This window comes from Arenimonas maotaiensis, from assembly GCF_014638745.1.
Classification (GTDB): Bacteria; Pseudomonadota; Gammaproteobacteria; order Xanthomonadales; family Xanthomonadaceae; genus Arenimonas; species Arenimonas maotaiensis.
The window spans coordinates 97,479-116,830 of the sequence record NZ_BMFO01000004.1; the positions used below are offsets into that span (position 1 = coordinate 97,479).

Here is a 19,352-nt window from a genome sequence, read left to right on the forward strand (position 1 = left end):
GTTCCTTACATCACCCTTTAGAGGCTCCCATGGCAACCCAACAACTCCGCAAGCACGTGCTTGCCGCGGCGGTTTCCGCCGCCGTTTTCGCCCCGATCGCCGCCGCGCAGGACGCGGTCGTGCTCGATAAAGTGCAGGTCACCGCCGACCGCCGCGTGGAAAATTTGCAGGACGTCCCGGTCTCGGTCAGCACCCTCAGCGGCGAGAACCTCGACGTGCTGGCCTCCGGCGGCGCCGACGTGCGCTTCCTGTCCAACCGCGCCCCGAGCCTGAACATCGAATCCTCGTTCGGCCGCGCCTTCCCGCGCTTCTACATCCGCGGCTACGGCAACACCGACTTTCGCCTGAACACCTCGCAGCCGGTGTCGCTGGTGTACGACGACGTGGTGCAGGAAAACCCGATCCTGAAAGGCTTCCCGGTGTTCGACGTCGAGCAGGTCGAGCTGCTGCGCGGTCCGCAGGGCACCCTGTTCGGCCGCAACTCGCCGGCCGGCGTGGTCAAGTTCAACTCGGTCAAGCCGGGTGAGGACGTGACCGGTTACGGCAAGGTCTCGGTCGCCTCCTACGGCGGCATCAACGCCGAAGGCGCCATCGGCGGCGGCCTGGGCGAGGGCTGGTCGACCCGTCTGTCCGGCCTGTACCAGCACCGCGACAACTTCGTCGACAACACCTACACCGGCGAAGACAACGCCTACGAGGGCTACACCGAATTCGCCGCCCGCGCCCAGCTGGGATACGCCAGCGACGGCTTCGATGCGCTGTTCAACGTGCACGCGCGCGACCTGGACGGCACCGCCCGCCTGTTCCGCGCCAACATGATCCAGCCCGGCACCAACAAGCCGGTCGCCGGCTTCGACCGCGACAAGATCGCCATCGACGGCCAGAACTCGCAGGACCTGTCGCAGTTCGGCGCCAACGCCCGCCTGCGCTGGCGCTTCGACGGCTTCGACCTGCACTCGATCACCGGCTACGAGTCGGTCGAGACCTACAGCCGCGGCGACGTCGACGGCGGCTACGGCGCCTCGTTCCTGCCGGTGTCCGGCCCGGGCCTGATTCCGTTCGCCTCGGAAACCGCCGACGGCATCCCCGAGCATTCGCAGTGGACCCAGGAGTTCCGCATCGAGTCCAACTCGGATAAGGCCCTGAACTGGCAGGCCGGCGTGTTCCTGTTCAGCGAAGACTACCAAGTCGAGAGCTTCAGCTACGATTCGACCTTCGGCGGCGCCCAGGACGGTTACCAGCGCATCCGCCAGACCAACGACTCATGGGCCGTGTTCGGCGCCACCACCTGGGACGTCAGCGACGCGTTCGAACTGCGCGCCGGCGTGCGTTACACGGTGGACAAGAAAGAACTGACCGTGCTGGATTACTGGAACACCGGTTTCGTGCCGTGCGTGCTGGACGGCAAGTGCACCCTGTCGCAGCTGGCGGCCCTGGAGCCGGACGGCGATCTGTCGGCCTCCCCGGAAGACAAGAAGGTCAGCTGGGACCTGTCGGGCACCTGGACGCTCAGCGACGACGTGAACCTGTACGCCCGCGTCGCCACCGGTTACCGCGGCAGCAGCATCCAGAGCGCCGGCGCGTTCAACGCCAAGTCGGTGGCCTCGCCGGAAACCTCGACCTCGGCCGAGTTCGGCGTCAAGGCCGACTTCTGGGACGGCCGCGCGCGCCTGAACGCCAGCGTGTTCTACTATGAAGTGAAGGACCAGCAGCTGACCGCGGTCGGCGGCTCGAACAACGCCAATATCCTGCTGAACGCCGAAAAATCGACCGGCCAGGGCTTCGAGCTCGACTTCCAGGCCTACCTGACCGACAACCTGCTGGTCACCCTCGGCACCGGCTACAACGACACCGAGATCCAGGACAAGAACCTGGCGGTGTCGGTGTGTGCGCAGTGCGACGTCACCGATCCGCTGGACGGCAACGGCAAGGCCCTGATCGACGGCAACCCGCTGCCGCAGGCGCCGAAATGGACGCACAGCCTGACCGCGCGCTGGAGCATGCCGGCCGGCGACGGCGCCGAGTTCTTCGTGTTCACCGACTGGGTGTACCGCAGCGAGCTGAACTTCTTCCTGTACGAGTCGGTCGAGTTCACCGGCGCCTCGATGCTGGAAGGCGGCCTGCGCGTGGGTTACAGCTGGAACGACGGCAGCCGCGAGCTGGCCGTGTACGGCCGCAACATCACCGACGAGCTGGCCATCCTGTCGGGCATCGACTTCAACAACCTGACCGGCATGGTGAACGAGCCGCGCACGGTCGGCGTGGAGTTCAAAGCCGGCTTCTAAGCGGTGATCATCGCGTGAAAATCGGAAAGGGCCGGGAAACCGGCCCTTTTCTTTTGCGTTATGCTGAGCGATATTCCAACAGGATTGCCGCCATGACCGACGCCTTCGATTTCTCCGCCCTCGACCTCGACGGCCAACCGCAGGATTTCAGCGCGTACCGCGGCCAGGTGCTGCTGGTGGTCAACACCGCGTCCAAATGCGGCTTCACCCCGCAGTACGCCGGGTTGGAGGCGCTTTGGCGCAAATACCGGGCGCAGGGTTTCGCGGTGCTGGGATTCCCCTGCGACCAATTCGGCCACCAGGAGCCGGGCGACGCCGAGGAAATCCGCAATTTCTGCTCGCTGAGCTACGACGTCAGCTTCCCGATGTTCGCCAAGGTCGAGGTCAACGGCGCCGGTGCGCATCCGCTGTTCCAGTGGCTGAAGAAGGAGAAGACCGGTCTGCTCGGCATCGGCGCCATCAAATGGAACTTCACCAAGTTCCTGATCGGCCGCGACGGCGCGGTGCTGAAGCGCTATGCGCCGACCGACAAGCCGGAAGACATCGACGCCGACATCGCGGCGGCGCTCAAGGCTTAAGCCAAACCCTGCAGTTCGCGCGTGGCCTGCAGCATCTTGCCGCGCGACAGGAAGAAATCCCAGTAGGTGCCGCCGCTCTGGCGCCAGAGCACGGCCGCGCGCAGGGCGGCCAGCAGCGCTGCGCGCACTTCGGCTACCACCTGCGCCTGCGCCAGATAGACCGGATTGCCCTGCACCATGATCTTCGGCCCCAGCGGGCTGACCGTTTCGGCGTACAGCCTGCCGAGTGCGGCCAAGGTGTCCGGGTGGGTCACCGGCCTATCGTTGCCGGCCGATTCATCGCGGATAGTCTGCAGCCGCTCGTGTACCTCGGCCATCGCGGCCGGCCGACGCTGGAACTGGCGCTCCAGATGCAGCAGGTTGAGCGCGATGCGGGTGAGCGCGTTGTCGCGTCCACCCTCGCCGAGCAGCTGGGCGCTCAGGCGCTTCAGCCCGGGTTTGAGTTGGTGCCGGTTGCCGTACACGCTTTCGGCGTCGGCGGCATCGAAAGCGAACAGGCTGTTGATGCAGGTCGCCAGCGGGTCGGTCTGGGCCTGGCCCTGGTTGGCCATCAGCTGGACCTGTTCGACCGCCTGCAGCAGGGCGGCGAGGGCGATGATGCGGTCTTTCATGGCAGTTCACCGTGTCGTAAGCGGGTTTCGAACGGGGCGTCGGTTTCGGCGATCACCGCGCCGCCCAGGCAGACGTCGCCTTGGTATAACACCAGCGACTGCCCGGGCGTGACCGCCCGCTGCGGCGCGTCAAACACCACATCGAGCGTGCCGTCGGCCAGCACCTGCACCGTGCAGTCGACGTCCTGTTGGCGGTAGCGGGTCTTGGCGGTGCAGCGGAATTCGTCGGCCGGCGCCGCGCCGGAAATCCAGTGCGCGGCTTCGCTGCGCAGACGGCGCGAGTGCAGCCATTCCGAGTCGATGCCCTGATCGACGTACAGCACGTTGCGCGCGATGTCCTTGCCGACCACGAACCAGGGCGCCGCCGGTCGGCCGCGCACGCCGCCGATCTGCAGGCCCTCGCGCTGGCCGAGCGTGTAATAGAACACGCCGGCGTGTCGGCCGAGGTCCTGGCCGTCGACGCTGCGGATCACGCCGGGCTGGGCCGGGATGTATTGCGACAGGAAGTCGCGGAAATCGCGTTCGCCGATGAAGCAGATGCCGGTGGAGTCTTTCTTGCGCGCGGTGCCGAGGCCGGCGGCCAGCGCCAGCTCGCGCACCTGCGCTTTGGGCAGATGGCCGATCGGGAACAGAGTGGCGGCCAGCTGCGCTTGGCCGAGCTGGTGCAGGAAGTAGGTCTGGTCCTTGCCGGCGTCCGCCCCGCGCACGAGTTCGAACAGGCCATCGCGTTCGCGCACCTGCGCGTAGTGGCCGGTCGCGATCTTCTCGGCGCCGAGCGCACGGGCTTCGTCCAGAAAGGTCTTGAACTTGATTTCGCGGTTGCACAGCACGTCCGGATTCGGCGTGCGGCCGGCGCGGTATTCGGCCAGGAAATGCGCGAACACCTCCGACCAGTAGGTTTTGGCGAAATTGCGCGAATAGAACGGGATGCCGAGCTTGCCGCAGACGGCGAGGGCGTCCTTGCGGTCCTCCTCGGCCCGGCATTCGCCGTTGTCGTCCTCGTCCCAGTTCTGCATGAACAGGCCGGAGACCTCGTAGCCTGCCTGCTTCAGCAGCAGGGCGCTGACCGAGGAGTCGACGCCACCGGATACGCCGAGCATCACCTTCATGGCCGCGCTCACAGGCTCTGCAGGATCGACAGCGGATGCCGCCGGCCGTCGAGGTAATCGCGCACGGTGCGCCAGACCAGCGGGCTACGATGGCGTTCGGACAGCGCCTGGATGGCGTCCGGGCTCAGCCAGTGCGCGGCGATGATGCCTTCGTCCAGGCCGCGTTCGGGCACATGCGCCACCGGCGCCGCGGCGAACGCCATGCGCAGGTAGTGGCGGCCGCTCTCGGGCGCGGCCCACTGGTAGGCGCCGATGAAGGCCTGCGGTTCGACCTGCCAACCGGTTTCCTCCAGTGTCTCGCGGATGGCGGCCTGCACGATCGATTCGTCCGGTTCCAGATGGCCGGCCGGCTGGTTGAATACGGCGTTGCCGGCCACGCGCTCCTCGACCATCAACAACAGGCCATCGCGTTCGACCACGGTCGCCACGGTGACGTCGGGTTGCCAGAATTGTCCGGAACGGTAGCTCATGCGCGGGATATGGGGTCGGGATGCCGGCTCGGCAATGCCGTATTATCGCCGATTTGCCGGCCCTTGTATTTTGCCCGGGCATGCCCTATTTATAGCCGATGAGCGAAAGAAAGGACATCGAGCGCCGCGGCGGCACGGGCATCGTGCTGGAACCGGCGCGCGCCGAAACCGCGCCGCCCGGGCGCTTCCAGGTATTGCTGCTGAACGACGACTTCACCCCGATGGATTTCGTGGTGCATGTGCTGCAGGCGTTCTTCGCGATGAACCAGGAGAAGGCGACCCAGGTCATGCTGCAGATCCACACCCGCGGCCGTGCCGTCGCCGGCGTGTACTCGCGCGAGGTCGCTGAATCCAAAGTAAACCAGGTCAATGAATTTTCACGTCGGAACCACCATCCTCTGTTAAGTATTATGGAACCGCTGCAGTAAAGGCGCAGGAGCCGAACATGTTCAGCAAGGAACTCGAAGTCTCGATCGGTCAGTGTTACAAGCAGGCGCGGGAATCGCGGCATGAATTCATGACCGTCGACCACCTGCTGTTGGCCCTGCTCGACAATGCCTCCGCCGCCGGCGTGCTGCGCGCCTGCGGCGCCGACCTCGACGCGCTGGGCGCCGGACTGCGCCAGGCCATCGAGGATAACGTCTCGGTGCTGCCGGAGGACGACGCCCGCGACACCCAGCCGACGCTGGGCTTCCAGCGCGTGCTGCAGCGCGCGGTCTACCACGTGCAGTCCTCAGGCAAGAAAGAGGTCAACGGCGCCAATGTGCTGGTGGCGATCTTCAGCGAGAAGGATTCGCATGCGGTGTACCTGATGCAGAAGCAGGACATCACCCGTCTGGACGTGGTCAATTACCTGTCGCATGGCGTCGCCCGCGGCAACGAGCCGCCCGAGGAGCCCGCGGAGGAAAACCGCGCCGTGGACGGCGAGGGCGAAAGCAAGGGCAACGCCCTGGCCGAGTACGCTGCCAACCTCAACGAGCTGGCGCTCGAGGGCAAGATCGATCCGCTGATCGGTCGCGAGGAGGAGGTGGAGCGCACCATCCAGGTGCTGTGCCGCCGCCGCAAGAACAACCCGCTGTACGTCGGCGATCCCGGCGTCGGCAAGACCGCCCTGGCCGAAGGCTTGGCTTGGCGCATCGTCGAAGGCCGCGTGCCGGAGGTGCTGCAGTCGGCGGTGATCTGGTCGCTCGACCTGGGCGCGCTGGTGGCCGGCACCAAATACCGCGGCGATTTCGAGAAGCGGCTGAAGGCGGTGCTGGCGCAGCTGAAGAAAGAGCCCGGCGCCATCCTGTTCATCGACGAAATCCACACCATCATCGGCGCTGGTTCGGCCTCCGGCGGCACCATGGACGCTTCCAACCTGATCAAGCCGGTGCTGCAGAACGGCGAGCTGCGCTGCATCGGTTCGACCACCTTCCAGGAATACCGCGGCGTGTTCGAGAAGGACCGCGCGCTGGCGCGCCGGTTCCAGAAAATCGACGTCACCGAGCCCTCGATGAGCGAGGCGGTGGCCATCCTCAACGGCCTGAAGTCGCGCTTCGAGTCGCACCATAACGTCAGCTATAACGCCGACGCCATCCAGGCCGCGGTCGACCTGTCGGTCAAGCACATCACCGACCGTCTGCTGCCGGACAAGGCCATCGACGTCATCGACGAGGCCGGCGCGCGCCAGCGCCTGCTGCCGGAGGATTCGCGCAAGTCGGTGATCGATATGGAGGAGATCGAGCTGATCGTGTCCAAGATGGCGCGCATTCCCGCCAAGCAGGTGTCGGCGTCCGACAAGGACGTGCTGCGCAACCTCGACCGCAACCTGAAGATGCTGATCTTCGGCCAGGATCCGGCCATCGAGACGCTGGTCGCCGCCATCAAGCTGGCACGCTCCGGTCTGGGGCATCCCGAACGCCCGATCGGCAGCTTCCTGTTCGCCGGTCCGACCGGCGTCGGCAAGACCGAAGTCACCCGACAGCTGGCCATGCAGCTCGGCGTCGAGCTGGTGCGCTTCGACATGTCCGAGTACATGGAAGCCCATTCGGTCAGCCGCCTGGTCGGCGCGCCTCCGGGTTACGTCGGCTTCGACCAGGGCGGCCTGCTGACCGAGAAGATCGTCAAGACCCCGCATTGCGTGCTGCTGCTCGACGAGATCGAGAAGGCGCATCCGGACGTGTACAACATCCTGTTGCAGATCATGGACCGCGGCGTGCTGACCGACACCAACGGCCGCGAGGCCAACTTCAAGAACGTGGTGATCGTGCTGACCACCAATGCCGGCGCCCAGGTGGCGGCCCGCCGCTCGATGGGTTTCGTCGAGCAGAACCATACCACCGACGCCATGGAGGCGATCCGCAAGCAGTTCACGCCGGAGTTCCGCAACCGGCTCGACGCCATCGTGCAGTTCCAGGCGCTTGCGCCGGACCACATCCTGCGCGTGGTCGACAAGTTCCTGATCGAGCTGGAGGCGCTGCTGCACGAGAAGCGCGTGGTGTTGAGCGTGACGCCGGAAGCGCGCCAGTGGCTGGCCGAGAACGGTTTCGACGCCGCCATGGGCGCGCGTCCGATGGCGCGGCTGATCCAGGACCGCATCAAGCGGCCGCTGGCGGACGAACTGCTGTTCGGCGCGTTGGTCAACGGCGGCCGTGCCACGGTCGCGGTGAGCGGGAACGAATTGGTGGTGAGCGCCTTGCCGGAAGCCGAGCGCCTGCTGGCGGCGCCGGTCGAGCCGTGATTACTTGGCGCGGTAGGTGATGCGGCCCTTGGTCAGGTCGTAGGGCGTCATTTCGACCTTGACCTTGTCGCCGGTCAGGATCCGGATGTAGTTCTTGCGCATTCTGCCGGAAATGTGCGCCGTGATGACATGTCCGTTCTCGAGTTTGACGCGAAACATGGTGTTGGGCAGGGTTTCCAGTACGGTGCCGTCGAATTCAATGGAATCGTCTTTAGACATTCAGAATGGGTGCTTGGGTTGAAATAAGGCGCTATTTTGACAGGTTTGGCCGATAAGTGCAAAGCGCGGCCGGCCGGCGTCTCAGCCCACATAGTGCCCGAATCCGCGATCCGGAAAGGCCGCCGACCAGGGGCCTTCTCGGCCCGGAAGCACCGTGTCTTCCGCCAGCAGACGCAGATAACCGGTCCGGGCCATCGACCGACCGCCGAGCAGGGCCAGATGCGGGTTATGCAACTGCGCGTCGATCCAACGCCAGCCCCAATCGGCGAGGGTCCTGCTCAGCGCATACAGCGCCAGCGCCGAGGCCTGGCTGCGCAGGCTGAACATGCTTTCGGCGAAGAACACGCGGCCGATGGCCAGTCCGTACAGGCCGCCGACCAATACCTCGCCCTCGAACACTTCGATGCTGTGGCCGAAGCCCAGTGCGTGCATCCGGCCGTAGGCGGCGCGCATCGCGTCGTCGATCCAGGTGCCGCCTTGGCCGGCGCGCGGCACCTCGGCGCACTGCCGCACCACCGCGTCGAACGCGGTGTCGGCGCGCACCCGCCAGTCCATCCGGCGCAGCTGGCGTTGCCGGCTGCGGCCCAGGTGCACGGTGCCGGGCACGAAGCCGTAGCGCGGGTCCGGGCTCCACCACAGGATCGGCTCGCCCGGGTTGTACCAGGGAAAGATGCCCTGCCGGTAGGCGCTCAGCAACCAAATCGGCGACAGCCCGCCGCCCCAAGCCAGCAGGCCTTCCGGTTCATGCAGGGCCGATTCCGCCGGCGGGAACATGCCCGGGCGGTCGATGTCCAGTTGCGGCAGCTGGATCGGGCTCATGCGTAGGGCCCCATGGCCTCGGCCCGTAACCGGTAATCCACGACCGCGGCGCGCTCGGCCGCGCACCAAGGCGCCAAGGCCTGCGCGAAGCGCGTATCGGCGACCCAGTGCCGGCTATGGGTGTCGGCCGGCAGGAAACCGCGGGCGATCTTGTGTTCGCCCTGGGCGCCGGGCTCGAAGGTCTGCAGGCCTTCGCGCAGGCAATAGTCGATGCCTTGGTAGTAGCAGGTCTCGAAATGCAGCCCCGGCGCGTCCTCGGCGCTGCCCCAATAGCGGCCGTACAGGGTATCGCGGCCGCGCAGGCACAGTGCGCCGGCACGGAGGGCGCCGTCGCGTTCGGCCAGAATCAACACCAGCTGCCGGGGCATGGCGCGGGCCAGATGGCGGAAGAAGTCGAGCGTGAGGGCAGGGGAGTTGCCGTAATCGGCGAAGGTGCGCAGGTAGAACCCGTACATCGCGGCCAATTCGTCCTCGCTGGCTTCATCGCCGTGCCGGATGCGGAAGCGGTAGCCGGCGGCGGCGACCTTGGCGCGTTCCTGGCGGATGTTCTTGCGTTTCTTGGCCTGCAGGCTGGCCAGGAAGGCCTCGAAATCCGGCCAGCCGCGGTTTCGCCAATGGAACTGCACGTCGCCGCGGACCAGCCATTCGCCATTGAATACCGATTGTTCCGATTCCGGCAGGAAATTGATGTGCACCGAGGACAGTCCATCCTGCGCCGCCTGTTGGACGATGGCCGCCAGCAACGCGCGGCGCGCGTCGTCGTCCGCCGCCAGCAGGCGCGGGCCGGTGACCGGCGTGTACGGAATGCCGACCAGCCATTTCGGGTAATAGCGGCCGCCGGCGCGTTGGTAGGCGTCGGCCCAGACGTGGTCGAACACGAACTCGCCGTGCGAATTGGCTTTCAGGTAACCCGGCGCCGCCGCGATCAGGCGGCCGTCGCGCCACAGCGTGGCATGGCGCGGCGTCCAGCCCCAGTCCGGGCGCAGGCAACCGGTGTGTTCCAATCCAGCCAGCAACGCATGCGCCAGGAACGGATTGCCGCCGTCATGCAGGGCGTCCCAGACGCCGCCATCCACCTCGGCCAGCGAATCGAGCAGTCTGAATCCGGTCACGGCGCGCGGTTCCGGCGCCTGCGGTCAGGCGTCCTTGTCGAGGAACTTCTCGGCGTCGAGCGCGGCCATGCAGCCGAAGCCGGCCGAGGTGATGGCTTGCCGGTAGACCTGGTCGGCCACGTCGCCGGCGGCGAACACGCCGGGCACCGAGGTGGCGGTGGCGCCGCCTTCCAGCCCGGAATTGATGGCGATGTAGCCGTTGCGCATCTCCAGCTGGCCTTCGAACAGCGAGGTGTTCGGGGTGTGGCCGATGGCGACGAAGAAGCCCTGCAGCGCGATTTCGCGCGTGGCGCCGCTGTGCACGTCCTTGATGCGCATGCCGGTCACGCCGGTGGCGTCGCCCAATACTTCATCGACCGCGTGGTTCCAGATGATCTCGACCTTGCCGGCCTGGGCCTTGGCGAACAGCTTGTCCTGCAGGATCTTCTCCGAGCGCAGCTTGTCGCGCCGGTGCACCAGATAGACTTTACGGGCGATGTTGGACAGGTACAGCGCTTCCTCGACCGCGGTATTGCCGCCGCCGATGACCGCGACGTCCTGATCGCGGAAGAAGAAGCCGTCGCAGGTGGCGCAGGCCGAGACGCCCTTGCCCATGAACGCCTGTTCGGACGGGATGCCCAGGTATTTGGCGCTGGCGCCGGTGGCGATGATCAGCGCGTCGCAGCTGTATTCGCCGGCGTCGCCTTTCAGCCGGAACGGCCGTTGCGACAGGTCGGCGGTGTGGATGTGGTCGAACACGATCTCGGTCTCGAAGCGCTCGGCGTGGGCCTGCATGCGCGTCATCAGGTCGGGGCCCATCAGGCCGTGGGCGTCGCCCGGCCAGTTGTCGACCTCGGTGGTGGTCATCAGCTGGCCGCCCTGTTGCAGGCCGGTCACCAGTACCGGCTTGAGGTTGGCGCGTGCGGCGTAGACGGCGGCGGTGTAGCCGGCGGGGCCGGAGCCGAGGATCAGGAGTTGGCAATGCTTGCTGGCGGACATGGGCTTCGTTCGGAAAAGGACAGGCCAATAGCTTGGGGCTTGCGGCGGCTTTTATCAAGCCTCGCCGGCGCTCCGCCGGATGCGAAAAACGCGCGCAACGGGTACACTGGAAGCCTCTGCAATCACGTGAGCGCCTGTGGCCAAACCGACCGTAAAGACCGCATCCCCGGCCGACCAGCAGCGTCAGAAACTCTGGAAGGAACTGGCGCTGGTCGCCATCGCGCCGATTCTGCTGTATCTGCTGGCCAGCCTGTTCACCTACGCCACCCAGGATCCGGGCTGGTCGCGTACCGACAGCCTGGACAGCCTCGACGGCTCCGTGCGCAACATCGGCGGCCTGGTCGGCGCCTACATCGCCGACGTCAGCTTCTGGCTGTTCGGCTACATGGCCTACAGCATCCCGGTGGTCCTGGCCGGCGTGGCCTGGATCGGGCTGTTCGGCCTGGATTCGGACGGCGACGGCCACGTCGATTTCGGTCCGGCCCTGCGCCTGATCGGCATCGTGGGTTTCCTGATCAGCGGCACCGGGTTGTGCCAGCTGGTCGGCGGTCCGGCCCCGGATCTGCCGGCGGCCTCCGGCGGCTTCATCGGCGCCTTGGTCGGCAAGAGCATGGCGTCGCTGTTCGGCGGGCTCGGCGGCAACCTGTTCCTGCTCAGCCTGTTCCTGCTGTCGATCACCTTGGCCACCGGCCTGAGCTGGTTCGCGGTGATGGATTGGATCGGCGGCCTGGTGTTGGCCTTGGTCGACAAGCTCGGCAGCACCAAGGACGAGGCCCAGGCCTGGAGCCGCACCCGCGCCCTGCGCACCGAGCGCGAAGAAGTGCGCAAGGTCGAGACCCAGCGCCGCGCCAAGCGCGAGCCGATCAAGATCGAGACGCCGGCGCCGACCCTGGTCGAGAAAAGCGACCGCGCCGAACGCGAGCAGCAGATTCCGCTGTTCAACGCCGGCGGCATCAGCGAGATTCCGCCGCTGTCGCTGCTCGACGACCCGAAACCGCAGGCCAAAGGCTATTCCGAGGAAACGCTGGAGACGCTGTCGCGTCAGATCGAATTCAAGCTCAAGGATTTCCGCATCGACGTGCAGGTGGTCGGCGCCTATCCCGGCCCGGTGGTCACCCGTTTCGAGATGGAGCCGGCGCCGGGCGTGAAGGGCAGCCAGATTTCCTCGCTCGACAAGGACATCGCGCGCGGCCTGTCGGTGAAATCCGTGCGTGTGGTCGACGTCATCCCCGGCAAGTCGGTGGTCGGCCTGGAAATCCCGAACACCCAGCGCGAGATGATCTACCTGTCCGAATTGCTGCGCTCGAAGGAATACGACAAGTCCAACAGCCCGCTGACCATCGCGCTTGGCAAGGACATCGGCGGCCGCCCGAGCGTGGCCGACCTGGCGCGCATGCCGCACCTGCTGGTGGCCGGTACCACCGGCTCGGGCAAATCGGTGGCGGTCAACGCCATGGTGCTCAGCCTGCTGTACAAGGCCAGCGCCAAAGACGTGCGCATGCTGATGATCGATCCGAAGATGCTCGAGCTGTCGGTGTACCAGGGCATTCCGCACCTGTTGGCGCCGGTGGTGACCGACATGAAGGAAGCCGCCAACGGCCTGCGTTGGTGCGTGGCCGAGATGGAGCGCCGCTACAAGCTGATGAGCGCGGTCGGCGTGCGCAACCTGGCCGGCTTCAACCGCAAGGTGCAGGACGCCGCCGAGGCCGGCCAGCCGATCATGGATCCGTTGTTCAAGGCCAATCCCGAACTCGGCATCGAGCCGCGTCCGCTGGAGACGCTGCCGTACATCGTGGTCATCATCGACGAGTTCGCCGACATGATGATGATTGTCGGCAAGAAGGTCGAGGAGCTGATCGCGCGCCTGGCCCAGAAGGCCCGCGCCGCCGGCATCCATCTGATCCTGGCCACCCAGCGGCCCTCGGTCGACGTCATCACCGGCCTGATCAAGGCCAACATCCCGACCCGCGTGGCGTTCCAGGTGTCGAGCAAGATCGACTCGCGCACCATCCTCGACCAGAGCGGCGCCGAGACCCTGCTCGGCCACGGCGACATGCTGTACATGCCGCCCGGCACTTCGATGCCGGAACGCATCCACGGCGCCTTCGTCAGCGACGAGGAAGTGCACCGCGTGGTCGAGCACCTCAAGCAGCACGGCGGCGGCAGCGAATACATCCCCGGCGTGCTGGAGGAAGTGCAGACCATGGGCGACGGCGTGGTGGTCGGCGCCACCGGCCTGCCGGAGGCCAGCGGCGGCGACGAGTCCGATCCGCTGTACGACGAAGCGGTCAAGATCGTCACCGAAACCCGGCGCGCCTCGATTTCCGGCGTGCAGCGCAGGCTCAAGATCGGCTACAACCGCGCCGCCCGTCTGGTCGAGGCCATGGAGCTGGCCGGCATCGTCTCCAGGCCGGAACATAACGGCGACCGCGCGGTCCTAGCACCACCGCCGCCGAAGGATTAAGCATGCGCCGTTTCTGTTTCGCCGCCCTCCTGTTGCTGGCATCCGCCGCCCATGCGCAGGACGCCCGCCGCCAGTACCTGCAGTTCGCCACCGGGCTGAACAGCGCCGCCGCCGAATTCCGCCAGACCGTCACCGGCCCCAACGGCGAGAAAGTGCAGTCGGCGCAGGGCAACATGGAAATGCGCGCCCCGGACCGCTTCCGTTGGGAATACCGTGCGCCGTCGCCGCAGCTGATCGTGGCCGACGGCCGCAAGGTCTGGATCTACGATCCGGAGCTGCGCCAGGTCACGGTCAAGCCGCAGGACGCGATGAACCAGGACAACCCGCTCAGCGCGCTGTTGCGGCCGGAGACGGTCGATCGCTTCTACCGGGTTTCCGAGCTGCCGGCGCGGCAAGGTCTGCAGTGGCTGCAACTGCTGCCGGTGCGCAAGGCCGACTCGCCGTTCGACAAGGCCGAACTCGGCTTCCGCGACGGCGCGCTGCGCAGCATGCGGCTGTTCGATGCGATGGGCCAGGTTTCGGAGTTCAATTTCGGCACCTGGCGGCGCAACGCCGCCATCGCCGAGACGCGTTTCCGCTTCAAACCGCCGAAAGGCGTCGACGTGGTCGAGTAGGGCATGAGCGATCTGTTCGCCGGCAAGGCCCTGCAGCCGCTGGCCGAACGCATGCGGCCGAAGTCGCTGGCCGAGATGGTCGGCCAGGCGCGCCTGCTGTCGCCGGACTCCGCGCTGCGCCAGGCCATCGAGTCCGGGCGCATCCATTCGATGGTGCTCTGGGGCCCGCCCGGCTGCGGCAAGACCACGCTGGCGCTGTTGGTGGCGCAGTACGCCAAGGCCCGTTTCGTCTCCATTTCCGCCGTGCTTTCCGGCCTGCCGGAGGTGCGCAAGGTGCTGGCCGAGGCCGACCAGTGCTTCCAGCGCGGCGAGGCCACCGTGCTGTTCGTCGACGAAGTGCACCGGTTCAACAAGGTGCAGCAGGACGCGTTCCTGCCCTACATCGAAAAAGGCAGCATCGTGTTCATCGGCGCCACCACCGAGAACCCGAGCTTCGAGCTGAATTCGGCGCTGCTCTCGCGTTGCCGGGTGCATGTGATGGAGGCGGTCTCGGTCGAGGACATCGAACATGCCCTGCAGGCGGCCTTGGCCGACAAAGACCATGGCATCGCCGCCGATGTGAAGGTTTCCGCGCAACAGCTCCGGCACATCGCGCAGGCCGCGGACGGCGACGTGCGGCGAGCATTGACGCTGCTCGAGATCGCGGCCGAGGTCGCCGGTTCGGCCGATGGTACGGTCAGCGACGGCATCCTGCAGCAGGTGCTGGCCGACCGCACCCGGCGTTTCGACAAGGGCGGCGACCAGTTCTACGACCAGATCTCGGCCCTGCACAAATCGGTACGCAACTCCAATCCGGACGCCGCGTTGTATTGGTTCACGCGCATGATCGACGGCGGCTGCGACCCGGGCTACATCGCCCGGCGCCTGACCCGCATGGCGGTCGAGGACATCGGCTTGGCCGATCCACGCGCGCTCGGCATCGCGCTGCAGGCTTGGGACGCGTTCGATCGGCTGGGTGCGCCCGAAGGCGAGCTGGCGCTGGCCGAATGCGTGCTGTATCTTTCCGTGGCGGCCAAGTCCAACGCCGCGTATGTGGCCTATAAGGCCGCCAAGTCCGAGGTGCACGAGACCGGCAGCTTGGACGTGCCCCTGCATTTCCGCAACGCGCCGACCAAGCTGATGAAATCGCTCGGTTACGGCAAAGGCTACGCCTATGATCCCGACGTCGAGGGCGGCATCGACTATGCGCAGACCGGCTTTCCCGATACCTTGGGCGAGAAGATGTATTACCGGCCGGTGGAGCAGGGTGCCGAACTGAAAATCGGCGAAAAGCTGGCGCGTATCCGCGCCTTGCGCGAGCAGGCCCGCAAAGCGCGCGGCTGACGCTTGCCGGCCGGGTGCCGGCGGGGCGATAATGGCCGTTTACCGCTCTTTTTCCTGGATTCGCCCATGCTCGATCCCGTCCTGTTCCGCAGCCAACTGCACGAAACCGCGGCCAAGTTGCTGCAGACGCGCGGCTATGCGCTCGATACCGCCCGTTTCGAGGCCTTCGAGTCCGAACGCAAGCGGCTACAGACCCGTACCCAGGAATTGCAGAATCTGCGCAACACCCGGTCCAAGGCCATCGGCCAAGCCAAAGCCAAGGGCGAAGACGTGGCGGCGCTGATGGCCGAAGTCGCGGGATACGGCGACGAGCTGAAGGCCTCCGAGCAGGCATTGGATGCGTTGATGCAGGCGATGCACGAGGCCATGGCGGTGATCCCGAACATTCCGCACGAGTCGGTGCCGATGGGCGGCGACGAGCACGGCAACGTCGAGCTCAAGCGCGTCGGCCAGCCGCCGGCGTTCGATTTCGAGGTCAAGGACCATGTCGCGCTCGGCGAGCGCGACGGCTGGCTGGACGCCGGCGCCGGCGCCAAGCTGTCCGGTTCGCGCTTCACCGTGCTGCGTGGCGAGCTGGCGCAGCTGCACCGGGCACTGGCGCAGTTCATGCTCGACACCCATACGCGCGAACACGGCTATATGGAGCACAACACGCCGCTGATCGTGAACGCCGAAAGCATGACCGGCACCGGCCAACTGCCGAAGTTCGAGGAAGACCTGTTCAGCACCCAGGTCGGCGAGTCAAAGCGCTACCTGATCCCGACCTCGGAAGTGACGCTGACCAACCTGGTGCGCGACGAGATCGTCGAGGACGCCGCGTTGCCGATGATGATGACCGCGCACACCCTGTGCTTCCGCGCCGAAGCCGGCAGCTACGGCCGCGACGTGCGCGGCATGATCCGCCAACACCAGTTCGAGAAGGTCGAGCTGGTGGCGGTCGCGCGTCCGGCCGAAAGCTACGCCGTGCACGAGGCGATGACCCGTCACGCCGAGGCGATTCTGGAAAAGCTGGGCCTGGCCTACCGGCGCATGCTGCTGTGTACCGGCGACATGGGCTTCGGCGCGGCCAAGACCCACGACCTGGAAGTGTGGTTGCCGGGCCAGAACACGTACCGCGAGATCAGCTCGATCTCCAACTGCGAAGCATTCCAGGCCCGTCGCATGCAGGCCCGGTGGCGCAACCCGGAAACCGGCAAGACCGAGTTGCTGCATACCTTGAACGGCTCGGGCGTGGCGGTCGGTCGCGCCTTGGTGGCGGTGATGGAGAACTACCAGAACGCCGACGGCAGCATCACCGTGCCGGAGGTCCTGCGTCCGTACATGCAGGGCAAGGAGCGGATCGGCTGATATGTCCGGGCAGGACGCGCCGGCGCACCATATCCAGCTCGGCCGCCGGGAGGTCGAAATCGTCGGTGACCGGTTTCTGCTGACGCCGAAAGCCCGGCTGAACTATTTTCCGCATATCGGCTGCATCTTCATCCATATCCCGAAGACCGCCGGCACGTCGGTGTCCGCCGCCTTGGCGCAGATCGACGAATACCTGCGGCTGGACGGTCAGCCGGCCAAATTCGAACTGCCGCTCCGCAAGCACAACCGGCATGCCAAGGCCTTGGCCTACCGTGACCACCTCGAGCGCGACATCTGGGACAAGGCATTCACCTTCTGCGTGGTGCGCAATCCGTTCGAGCAGATGGTGTCCTGTTATCACTGGTGGCTGCAGCTGGCGCCGAGGTTCCCGCATCTGCGCGAGACCTCGCGGCGGGTCGCGGCGTTGGGCGGCTTCAACGCGTTCCTGCGCGACGATTTGGGCGCGCGGCGGATCAACGAGTTCATCGGCGAGCCCGAACACTGGTTCCAGGACGCGGAGGGGCGCGACATGGTCGACTTCATCGTGCGCAACGAGGAGATCGACACGCTGCTGGCGCGTCTCGGCGAATACGTCAGGGTGCCGAAGGGCGTGCGCATCGAGCGTCGTAACGCCACCCGGCGCGGGCATTACGCCACCTATTACGACGATGCCTGCGTGGCTGCGGTCGCCCAGCGCTTCCGCTACTGCATCGAACGCTTCGGTTACCGATTCGAATCGGCCTGAGTCGGACCAAAAAAAACGCCAGGGCGGGCCTGGCGTCGGGAAAATGTCCTGAATTGAATTTGTTGAGCAATCAACAAAGAGAGAGTATGTACAGTATGCTACCGGCTCCCTGAACGGGGTATGAGCCTGTCGAGGAACTCCTGAACGCGGCTTTAACGCCGCCTCTCAACGTGTCAACGGATGGTCTTTTCATGCCACTCGGCCTGGTCCTTGCGGCGGTCGTGCAGCTTGCGGCGGTCTTCGCCGCCTTCGAGGCGGAGTTCGCCGCGCCGGTCGTGGACCTTACGCCGCTCCCGGCGCCGTTCCTCGACGATCGGGCGATAGTGGCACTGGCAGGTATGGGAGCCGCAGTCGGCCAAGGGCAGACTGGGGCATTCGAACGCTTGCCGGCGCACGCCGTCATGGTTTTTGGCGTATTGGCAGGCGGTGCTCAGGTTCGGGGCCACAAACTCCCAGGCCAGTACCGGACGCATGTCCTTGTAGCGCGACGGATTGAACACCCGGGCGGGGATGTCGGCCAGGCCGGTGCCCGCTGCGGGCGCCGGCCTGGATTTCGAGGACGTCCGGCTGCTGTAAAGCAGGTAGCCGGCCACGGACAAGACCAACAGGAAGAACAGTCCGATCCACATATCCGCCTCCGCATGCGATGCCTCAGGCGATTCTAGTCCGCTTGGCGCCGGGAGTAAACCGGCGCCATCCTGCCCGCTTACAACCGCGGATTCTCGTACCAGACCACGCCCAAGCCGGTCCCGCCTTCGCTTTCTTCCGTGCTCAGGATATCCAGATCGCCGTCGGCATCGAGATCGTAGGCGACCAGTAGATCGAATTTGATGCCGGCCTCGCCGCTGATGCCGCGCAGGGACCAGGAGGCGGGATTTCTCGGATCGCCCGCCGTCGACCAGATCGCCACGCCCGCTTTCGCGCCGTCCGCCGATTCCGCACTGATCGCCAGTTCGAGCCGGCCATCGCCGTCGAAATCGGCCGCAGTCACGGCTTTGCCGGTGCCGAACGCGGCCGATGGCGCGGCATCCGGCGTCATGCGCCGGTAGGCGCGCCCGCGCCGGTCGAGGCCGAAGAACACGCTCGGCGCCGATGAATCCTTGCCGGCCGCGACCACATCGCGGTATCCGTCGCCATCGACATCGGCGACGGCGAGGAACATCGTTTCCTCGCCACGCATGCCGACCGTATGCGAACGCCAGGCCGCGCCGTCGCGCAGGCCCTCTGTGCCCGGATTCTCAAGCCAATGGATGCCGCGCAGGTCGGTGCCGTCCGACAGCGGCTTGCGGTCCGAGAACAGGATGTCGACGTCACCGTCGCCGTCCATGTCTTCGGCCAGAATCGACATCGTCCAGCCGATGGCGCGCAGCGCCTGGAAGCGCCAATTCGCCGGATTGCGGCGGTCGCCGTCCGCGTACAGGATGCCGAGGGTGGCGTCGTTCTTGCCGCCGGCCACGATTTCGACGCGCCCGTCGCCGTCCAAGTCGACGGCCTGCGCGAACATGTACGCCATGCGCGGGACCCGGACGCGATTGCCGAGCATGGCATGGCGCCAAGCCGAGGCGGCGTTGCCATGCGGTTCGGCCGGAGCGAAGAACAGATGGACGGCACGGTCGCGCCCTTCGGTCAGGCTGATGAGATCCCTGTGTCCATCACCGTCGATATCCGCGATCGACGCGTCTTCGACGCCGGGCGTGGGCCCCAGCGTCAGCATCGGCCAAGGCGCCTTCGCGCGTTCTGGGCCCGGATTGAAATACAGCCGGGTAACGCCTTCCTCCTCGAAGCCGACCGCGGCATCCGGCAGGCCATCGCCGTCCATGTCCGCCAGACGGATGCCGTCCGCGCCGGCACCGGCGCCGATCTGATGTCTTGGCCAGGGCGCACCGCGTGCGTGCGACGGACCGTCCGCAGACGACAGGGCGAGGGCAAGCAGAAAGGCGGGAAGCGCGTTCATGG

Annotated in this window: 18 protein-coding genes; 9 read left to right on the forward strand and 9 right to left on the reverse strand. The window is 66.3% G+C overall.

Annotated elements, in window-relative coordinates; translation table 11 throughout:
- Positions 1-29 precede the first annotated feature (29 nt).
- A complete protein-coding gene (locus tag IEV56_RS09325) occupies positions 30-2,285 on the forward strand; it encodes a TonB-dependent receptor (protein WP_188450090.1) in 2,256 nt (751 codons plus the stop codon).
- Positions 2,286-2,377: 92 nt separating this feature from the next.
- On the forward strand, positions 2,378-2,863 hold the full coding sequence (locus IEV56_RS09330) for a glutathione peroxidase (RefSeq protein ID WP_188450091.1): 486 nt from the start codon (positions 2,378-2,380) through the stop codon (positions 2,861-2,863).
- On the opposite strand, the gene hflD is transcribed toward IEV56_RS09330, so the two are convergent.
- From hflD to IEV56_RS09345, 3 genes are read right to left on the reverse strand one after another with little or no spacing between them, the layout of a single operon-like run.
- A complete protein-coding gene (hflD, locus tag IEV56_RS09335; RefSeq protein ID WP_188450092.1) occupies positions 2,860-3,474 on the reverse strand; it encodes a high frequency lysogenization protein HflD in 615 nt (204 codons plus the stop codon). The genes IEV56_RS09330 and hflD overlap by 4 nt on opposite strands.
- Positions 3,471-4,583: a tRNA 2-thiouridine(34) synthase MnmA gene (gene mnmA / locus IEV56_RS09340; protein ID WP_188450184.1), complete on the reverse strand. Its 1,113-nt coding sequence runs from the start codon at positions 4,581-4,583 to the stop codon at positions 3,471-3,473. Before mnmA ends, hflD begins: the two co-directional genes overlap by 4 nt.
- Before the next feature lie 8 nt (positions 4,584-4,591).
- A complete protein-coding gene (locus IEV56_RS09345; protein WP_188450093.1) occupies positions 4,592-5,053 on the reverse strand; it encodes an NUDIX hydrolase in 462 nt (153 codons plus the stop codon).
- A gap of 98 nt (positions 5,054-5,151) precedes the next feature.
- Here IEV56_RS09345 and clpS point away from each other — a divergent pair, with 98 nt between their 5' ends.
- Together clpS and clpA are read left to right on the forward strand one after the other, a co-directional pair.
- Positions 5,152-5,481, forward strand: a complete 330-nt coding sequence (gene clpS, locus IEV56_RS09350) for an ATP-dependent Clp protease adapter ClpS (RefSeq protein ID WP_188450094.1) — start codon at positions 5,152-5,154, stop codon at positions 5,479-5,481.
- A gap of 17 nt (positions 5,482-5,498) precedes the next feature.
- Positions 5,499-7,775, forward strand: coding sequence for an ATP-dependent Clp protease ATP-binding subunit ClpA (gene clpA, locus IEV56_RS09355; protein ID WP_188450095.1), 2,277 nt, complete (start codon positions 5,499-5,501; stop codon positions 7,773-7,775).
- Here clpA and infA read toward each other — a convergent pair whose 3' ends face one another.
- The 4 genes from infA to trxB all read right to left on the reverse strand — a co-directional run bounded on the left by infA (position 7,776) and on the right by trxB (position 10,903).
- Complete coding sequence (gene infA, locus IEV56_RS09360; RefSeq protein WP_188450096.1) at positions 7,776-7,994, reverse strand: translation initiation factor IF-1; 219 nt, start codon at positions 7,992-7,994, stop codon at positions 7,776-7,778.
- 81 nt (positions 7,995-8,075) lie between these two features.
- The gene (gene aat / locus IEV56_RS09365; protein ID WP_188450097.1) at positions 8,076-8,813 is read right to left on the reverse strand and encodes a leucyl/phenylalanyl-tRNA--protein transferase; all 738 of its coding nucleotides are present in this window, start codon (positions 8,811-8,813) and stop codon (positions 8,076-8,078) included.
- Positions 8,810-9,925 (reverse strand): GNAT family N-acetyltransferase, encoded by a 1,116-nt coding sequence (locus IEV56_RS09370; protein WP_188450098.1) that lies wholly within the window; start codon positions 9,923-9,925, stop codon positions 8,810-8,812. The genes aat and IEV56_RS09370 overlap by 4 nt, the downstream gene beginning before the upstream one ends.
- A gap of 24 nt (positions 9,926-9,949) precedes the next feature.
- On the reverse strand, positions 9,950-10,903 hold the full coding sequence (gene trxB, locus IEV56_RS09375; protein ID WP_188450099.1) for a thioredoxin-disulfide reductase: 954 nt from the start codon (positions 10,901-10,903) through the stop codon (positions 9,950-9,952).
- A 136-nt stretch (positions 10,904-11,039) separates the two neighbouring features.
- On the opposite strand from trxB, the gene IEV56_RS09380 reads away from it, so the two are divergent.
- The 5 genes from IEV56_RS09380 to IEV56_RS09400 all read left to right on the forward strand — a co-directional run bounded on the left by IEV56_RS09380 (position 11,040) and on the right by IEV56_RS09400 (position 17,396).
- The gene (locus tag IEV56_RS09380; protein WP_188450100.1) at positions 11,040-13,367 is read left to right on the forward strand and encodes a DNA translocase FtsK; all 2,328 of its coding nucleotides are present in this window, start codon (positions 11,040-11,042) and stop codon (positions 13,365-13,367) included.
- Positions 13,368-13,369: 2 nt separating this feature from the next.
- A complete protein-coding gene (gene lolA, locus IEV56_RS09385; RefSeq protein ID WP_188450101.1) occupies positions 13,370-13,981 on the forward strand; it encodes an outer membrane lipoprotein periplasmic chaperone LolA in 612 nt (203 codons plus the stop codon).
- A gap of 3 nt (positions 13,982-13,984) precedes the next feature.
- Positions 13,985-15,304 carry a replication-associated recombination protein A gene (locus tag IEV56_RS09390; protein ID WP_188450102.1) on the forward strand — a complete coding sequence of 440 codons (1,320 nt, stop codon included), beginning with the start codon at positions 13,985-13,987 and terminating at the stop codon, positions 15,302-15,304.
- A gap of 66 nt (positions 15,305-15,370) precedes the next feature.
- Complete coding sequence (serS, locus tag IEV56_RS09395) at positions 15,371-16,651, forward strand: serine--tRNA ligase (RefSeq protein WP_188450103.1); 1,281 nt, start codon at positions 15,371-15,373, stop codon at positions 16,649-16,651.
- 1 nt (position 16,652) lies between these two features.
- Positions 16,653-17,396 (forward strand): sulfotransferase family 2 domain-containing protein, encoded by a 744-nt coding sequence (locus IEV56_RS09400; protein ID WP_188450104.1) that lies wholly within the window; start codon positions 16,653-16,655, stop codon positions 17,394-17,396.
- A 173-nt stretch (positions 17,397-17,569) separates the two neighbouring features.
- Here the strand turns inward: IEV56_RS09400 and IEV56_RS09405 are convergent, their stop codons facing one another.
- A complete protein-coding gene (locus tag IEV56_RS09405) occupies positions 17,570-18,025 on the reverse strand; it encodes a hypothetical protein (protein WP_188450105.1) in 456 nt (151 codons plus the stop codon).
- Positions 18,026-18,102: 77 nt separating this feature from the next.
- A complete protein-coding gene (locus tag IEV56_RS09410; protein WP_188450106.1) occupies positions 18,103-19,350 on the reverse strand; it encodes an FG-GAP repeat domain-containing protein in 1,248 nt (415 codons plus the stop codon).
- Positions 19,351-19,352: the final 2 nt, after the last annotated feature.

Coding starts and splice junctions, on each gene's coding strand:
- infA (WP_188450096.1), bottom strand. CDS start 7,994: ATGTCTAAAGACGATTCCATTGAATTCGACGGCACCGTACTGGAAACC.
- lolA (WP_188450101.1), top strand. CDS start 13,370: ATGCGCCGTTTCTGTTTCGCCGCCCTCCTGTTGCTGGCATCCGCCGCC.
- IEV56_RS09400 (WP_188450104.1), top strand. CDS start 16,653: ATGTCCGGGCAGGACGCGCCGGCGCACCATATCCAGCTCGGCCGCCGG.
- IEV56_RS09390 (WP_188450102.1), top strand. CDS start 13,985: ATGAGCGATCTGTTCGCCGGCAAGGCCCTGCAGCCGCTGGCCGAACGC.
- hflD (WP_188450092.1), bottom strand. CDS start 3,474: ATGAAAGACCGCATCATCGCCCTCGCCGCCCTGCTGCAGGCGGTCGAA.
- aat (WP_188450097.1), bottom strand. CDS start 8,813: ATGAGCCCGATCCAGCTGCCGCAACTGGACATCGACCGCCCGGGCATG.
- serS (WP_188450103.1), top strand. CDS start 15,371: ATGCTCGATCCCGTCCTGTTCCGCAGCCAACTGCACGAAACCGCGGCC.
- IEV56_RS09345 (WP_188450093.1), bottom strand. CDS start 5,053: ATGAGCTACCGTTCCGGACAATTCTGGCAACCCGACGTCACCGTGGCG.
- IEV56_RS09410 (WP_188450106.1), bottom strand. CDS start 19,350: ATGAACGCGCTTCCCGCCTTTCTGCTTGCCCTCGCCCTGTCGTCTGCG.
- mnmA (WP_188450184.1), bottom strand. CDS start 4,583: ATGAAGGTGATGCTCGGCGTATCCGGTGGCGTCGACTCCTCGGTCAGC.
- clpS (WP_188450094.1), top strand. CDS start 5,152: ATGAGCGAAAGAAAGGACATCGAGCGCCGCGGCGGCACGGGCATCGTG.
- IEV56_RS09405 (WP_188450105.1), bottom strand. CDS start 18,025: ATGTGGATCGGACTGTTCTTCCTGTTGGTCTTGTCCGTGGCCGGCTAC.
- IEV56_RS09325 (WP_188450090.1), top strand. CDS start 30: ATGGCAACCCAACAACTCCGCAAGCACGTGCTTGCCGCGGCGGTTTCC.
- clpA (WP_188450095.1), top strand. CDS start 5,499: ATGTTCAGCAAGGAACTCGAAGTCTCGATCGGTCAGTGTTACAAGCAG.
- trxB (WP_188450099.1), bottom strand. CDS start 10,903: ATGTCCGCCAGCAAGCATTGCCAACTCCTGATCCTCGGCTCCGGCCCC.
- IEV56_RS09330 (WP_188450091.1), top strand. CDS start 2,378: ATGACCGACGCCTTCGATTTCTCCGCCCTCGACCTCGACGGCCAACCG.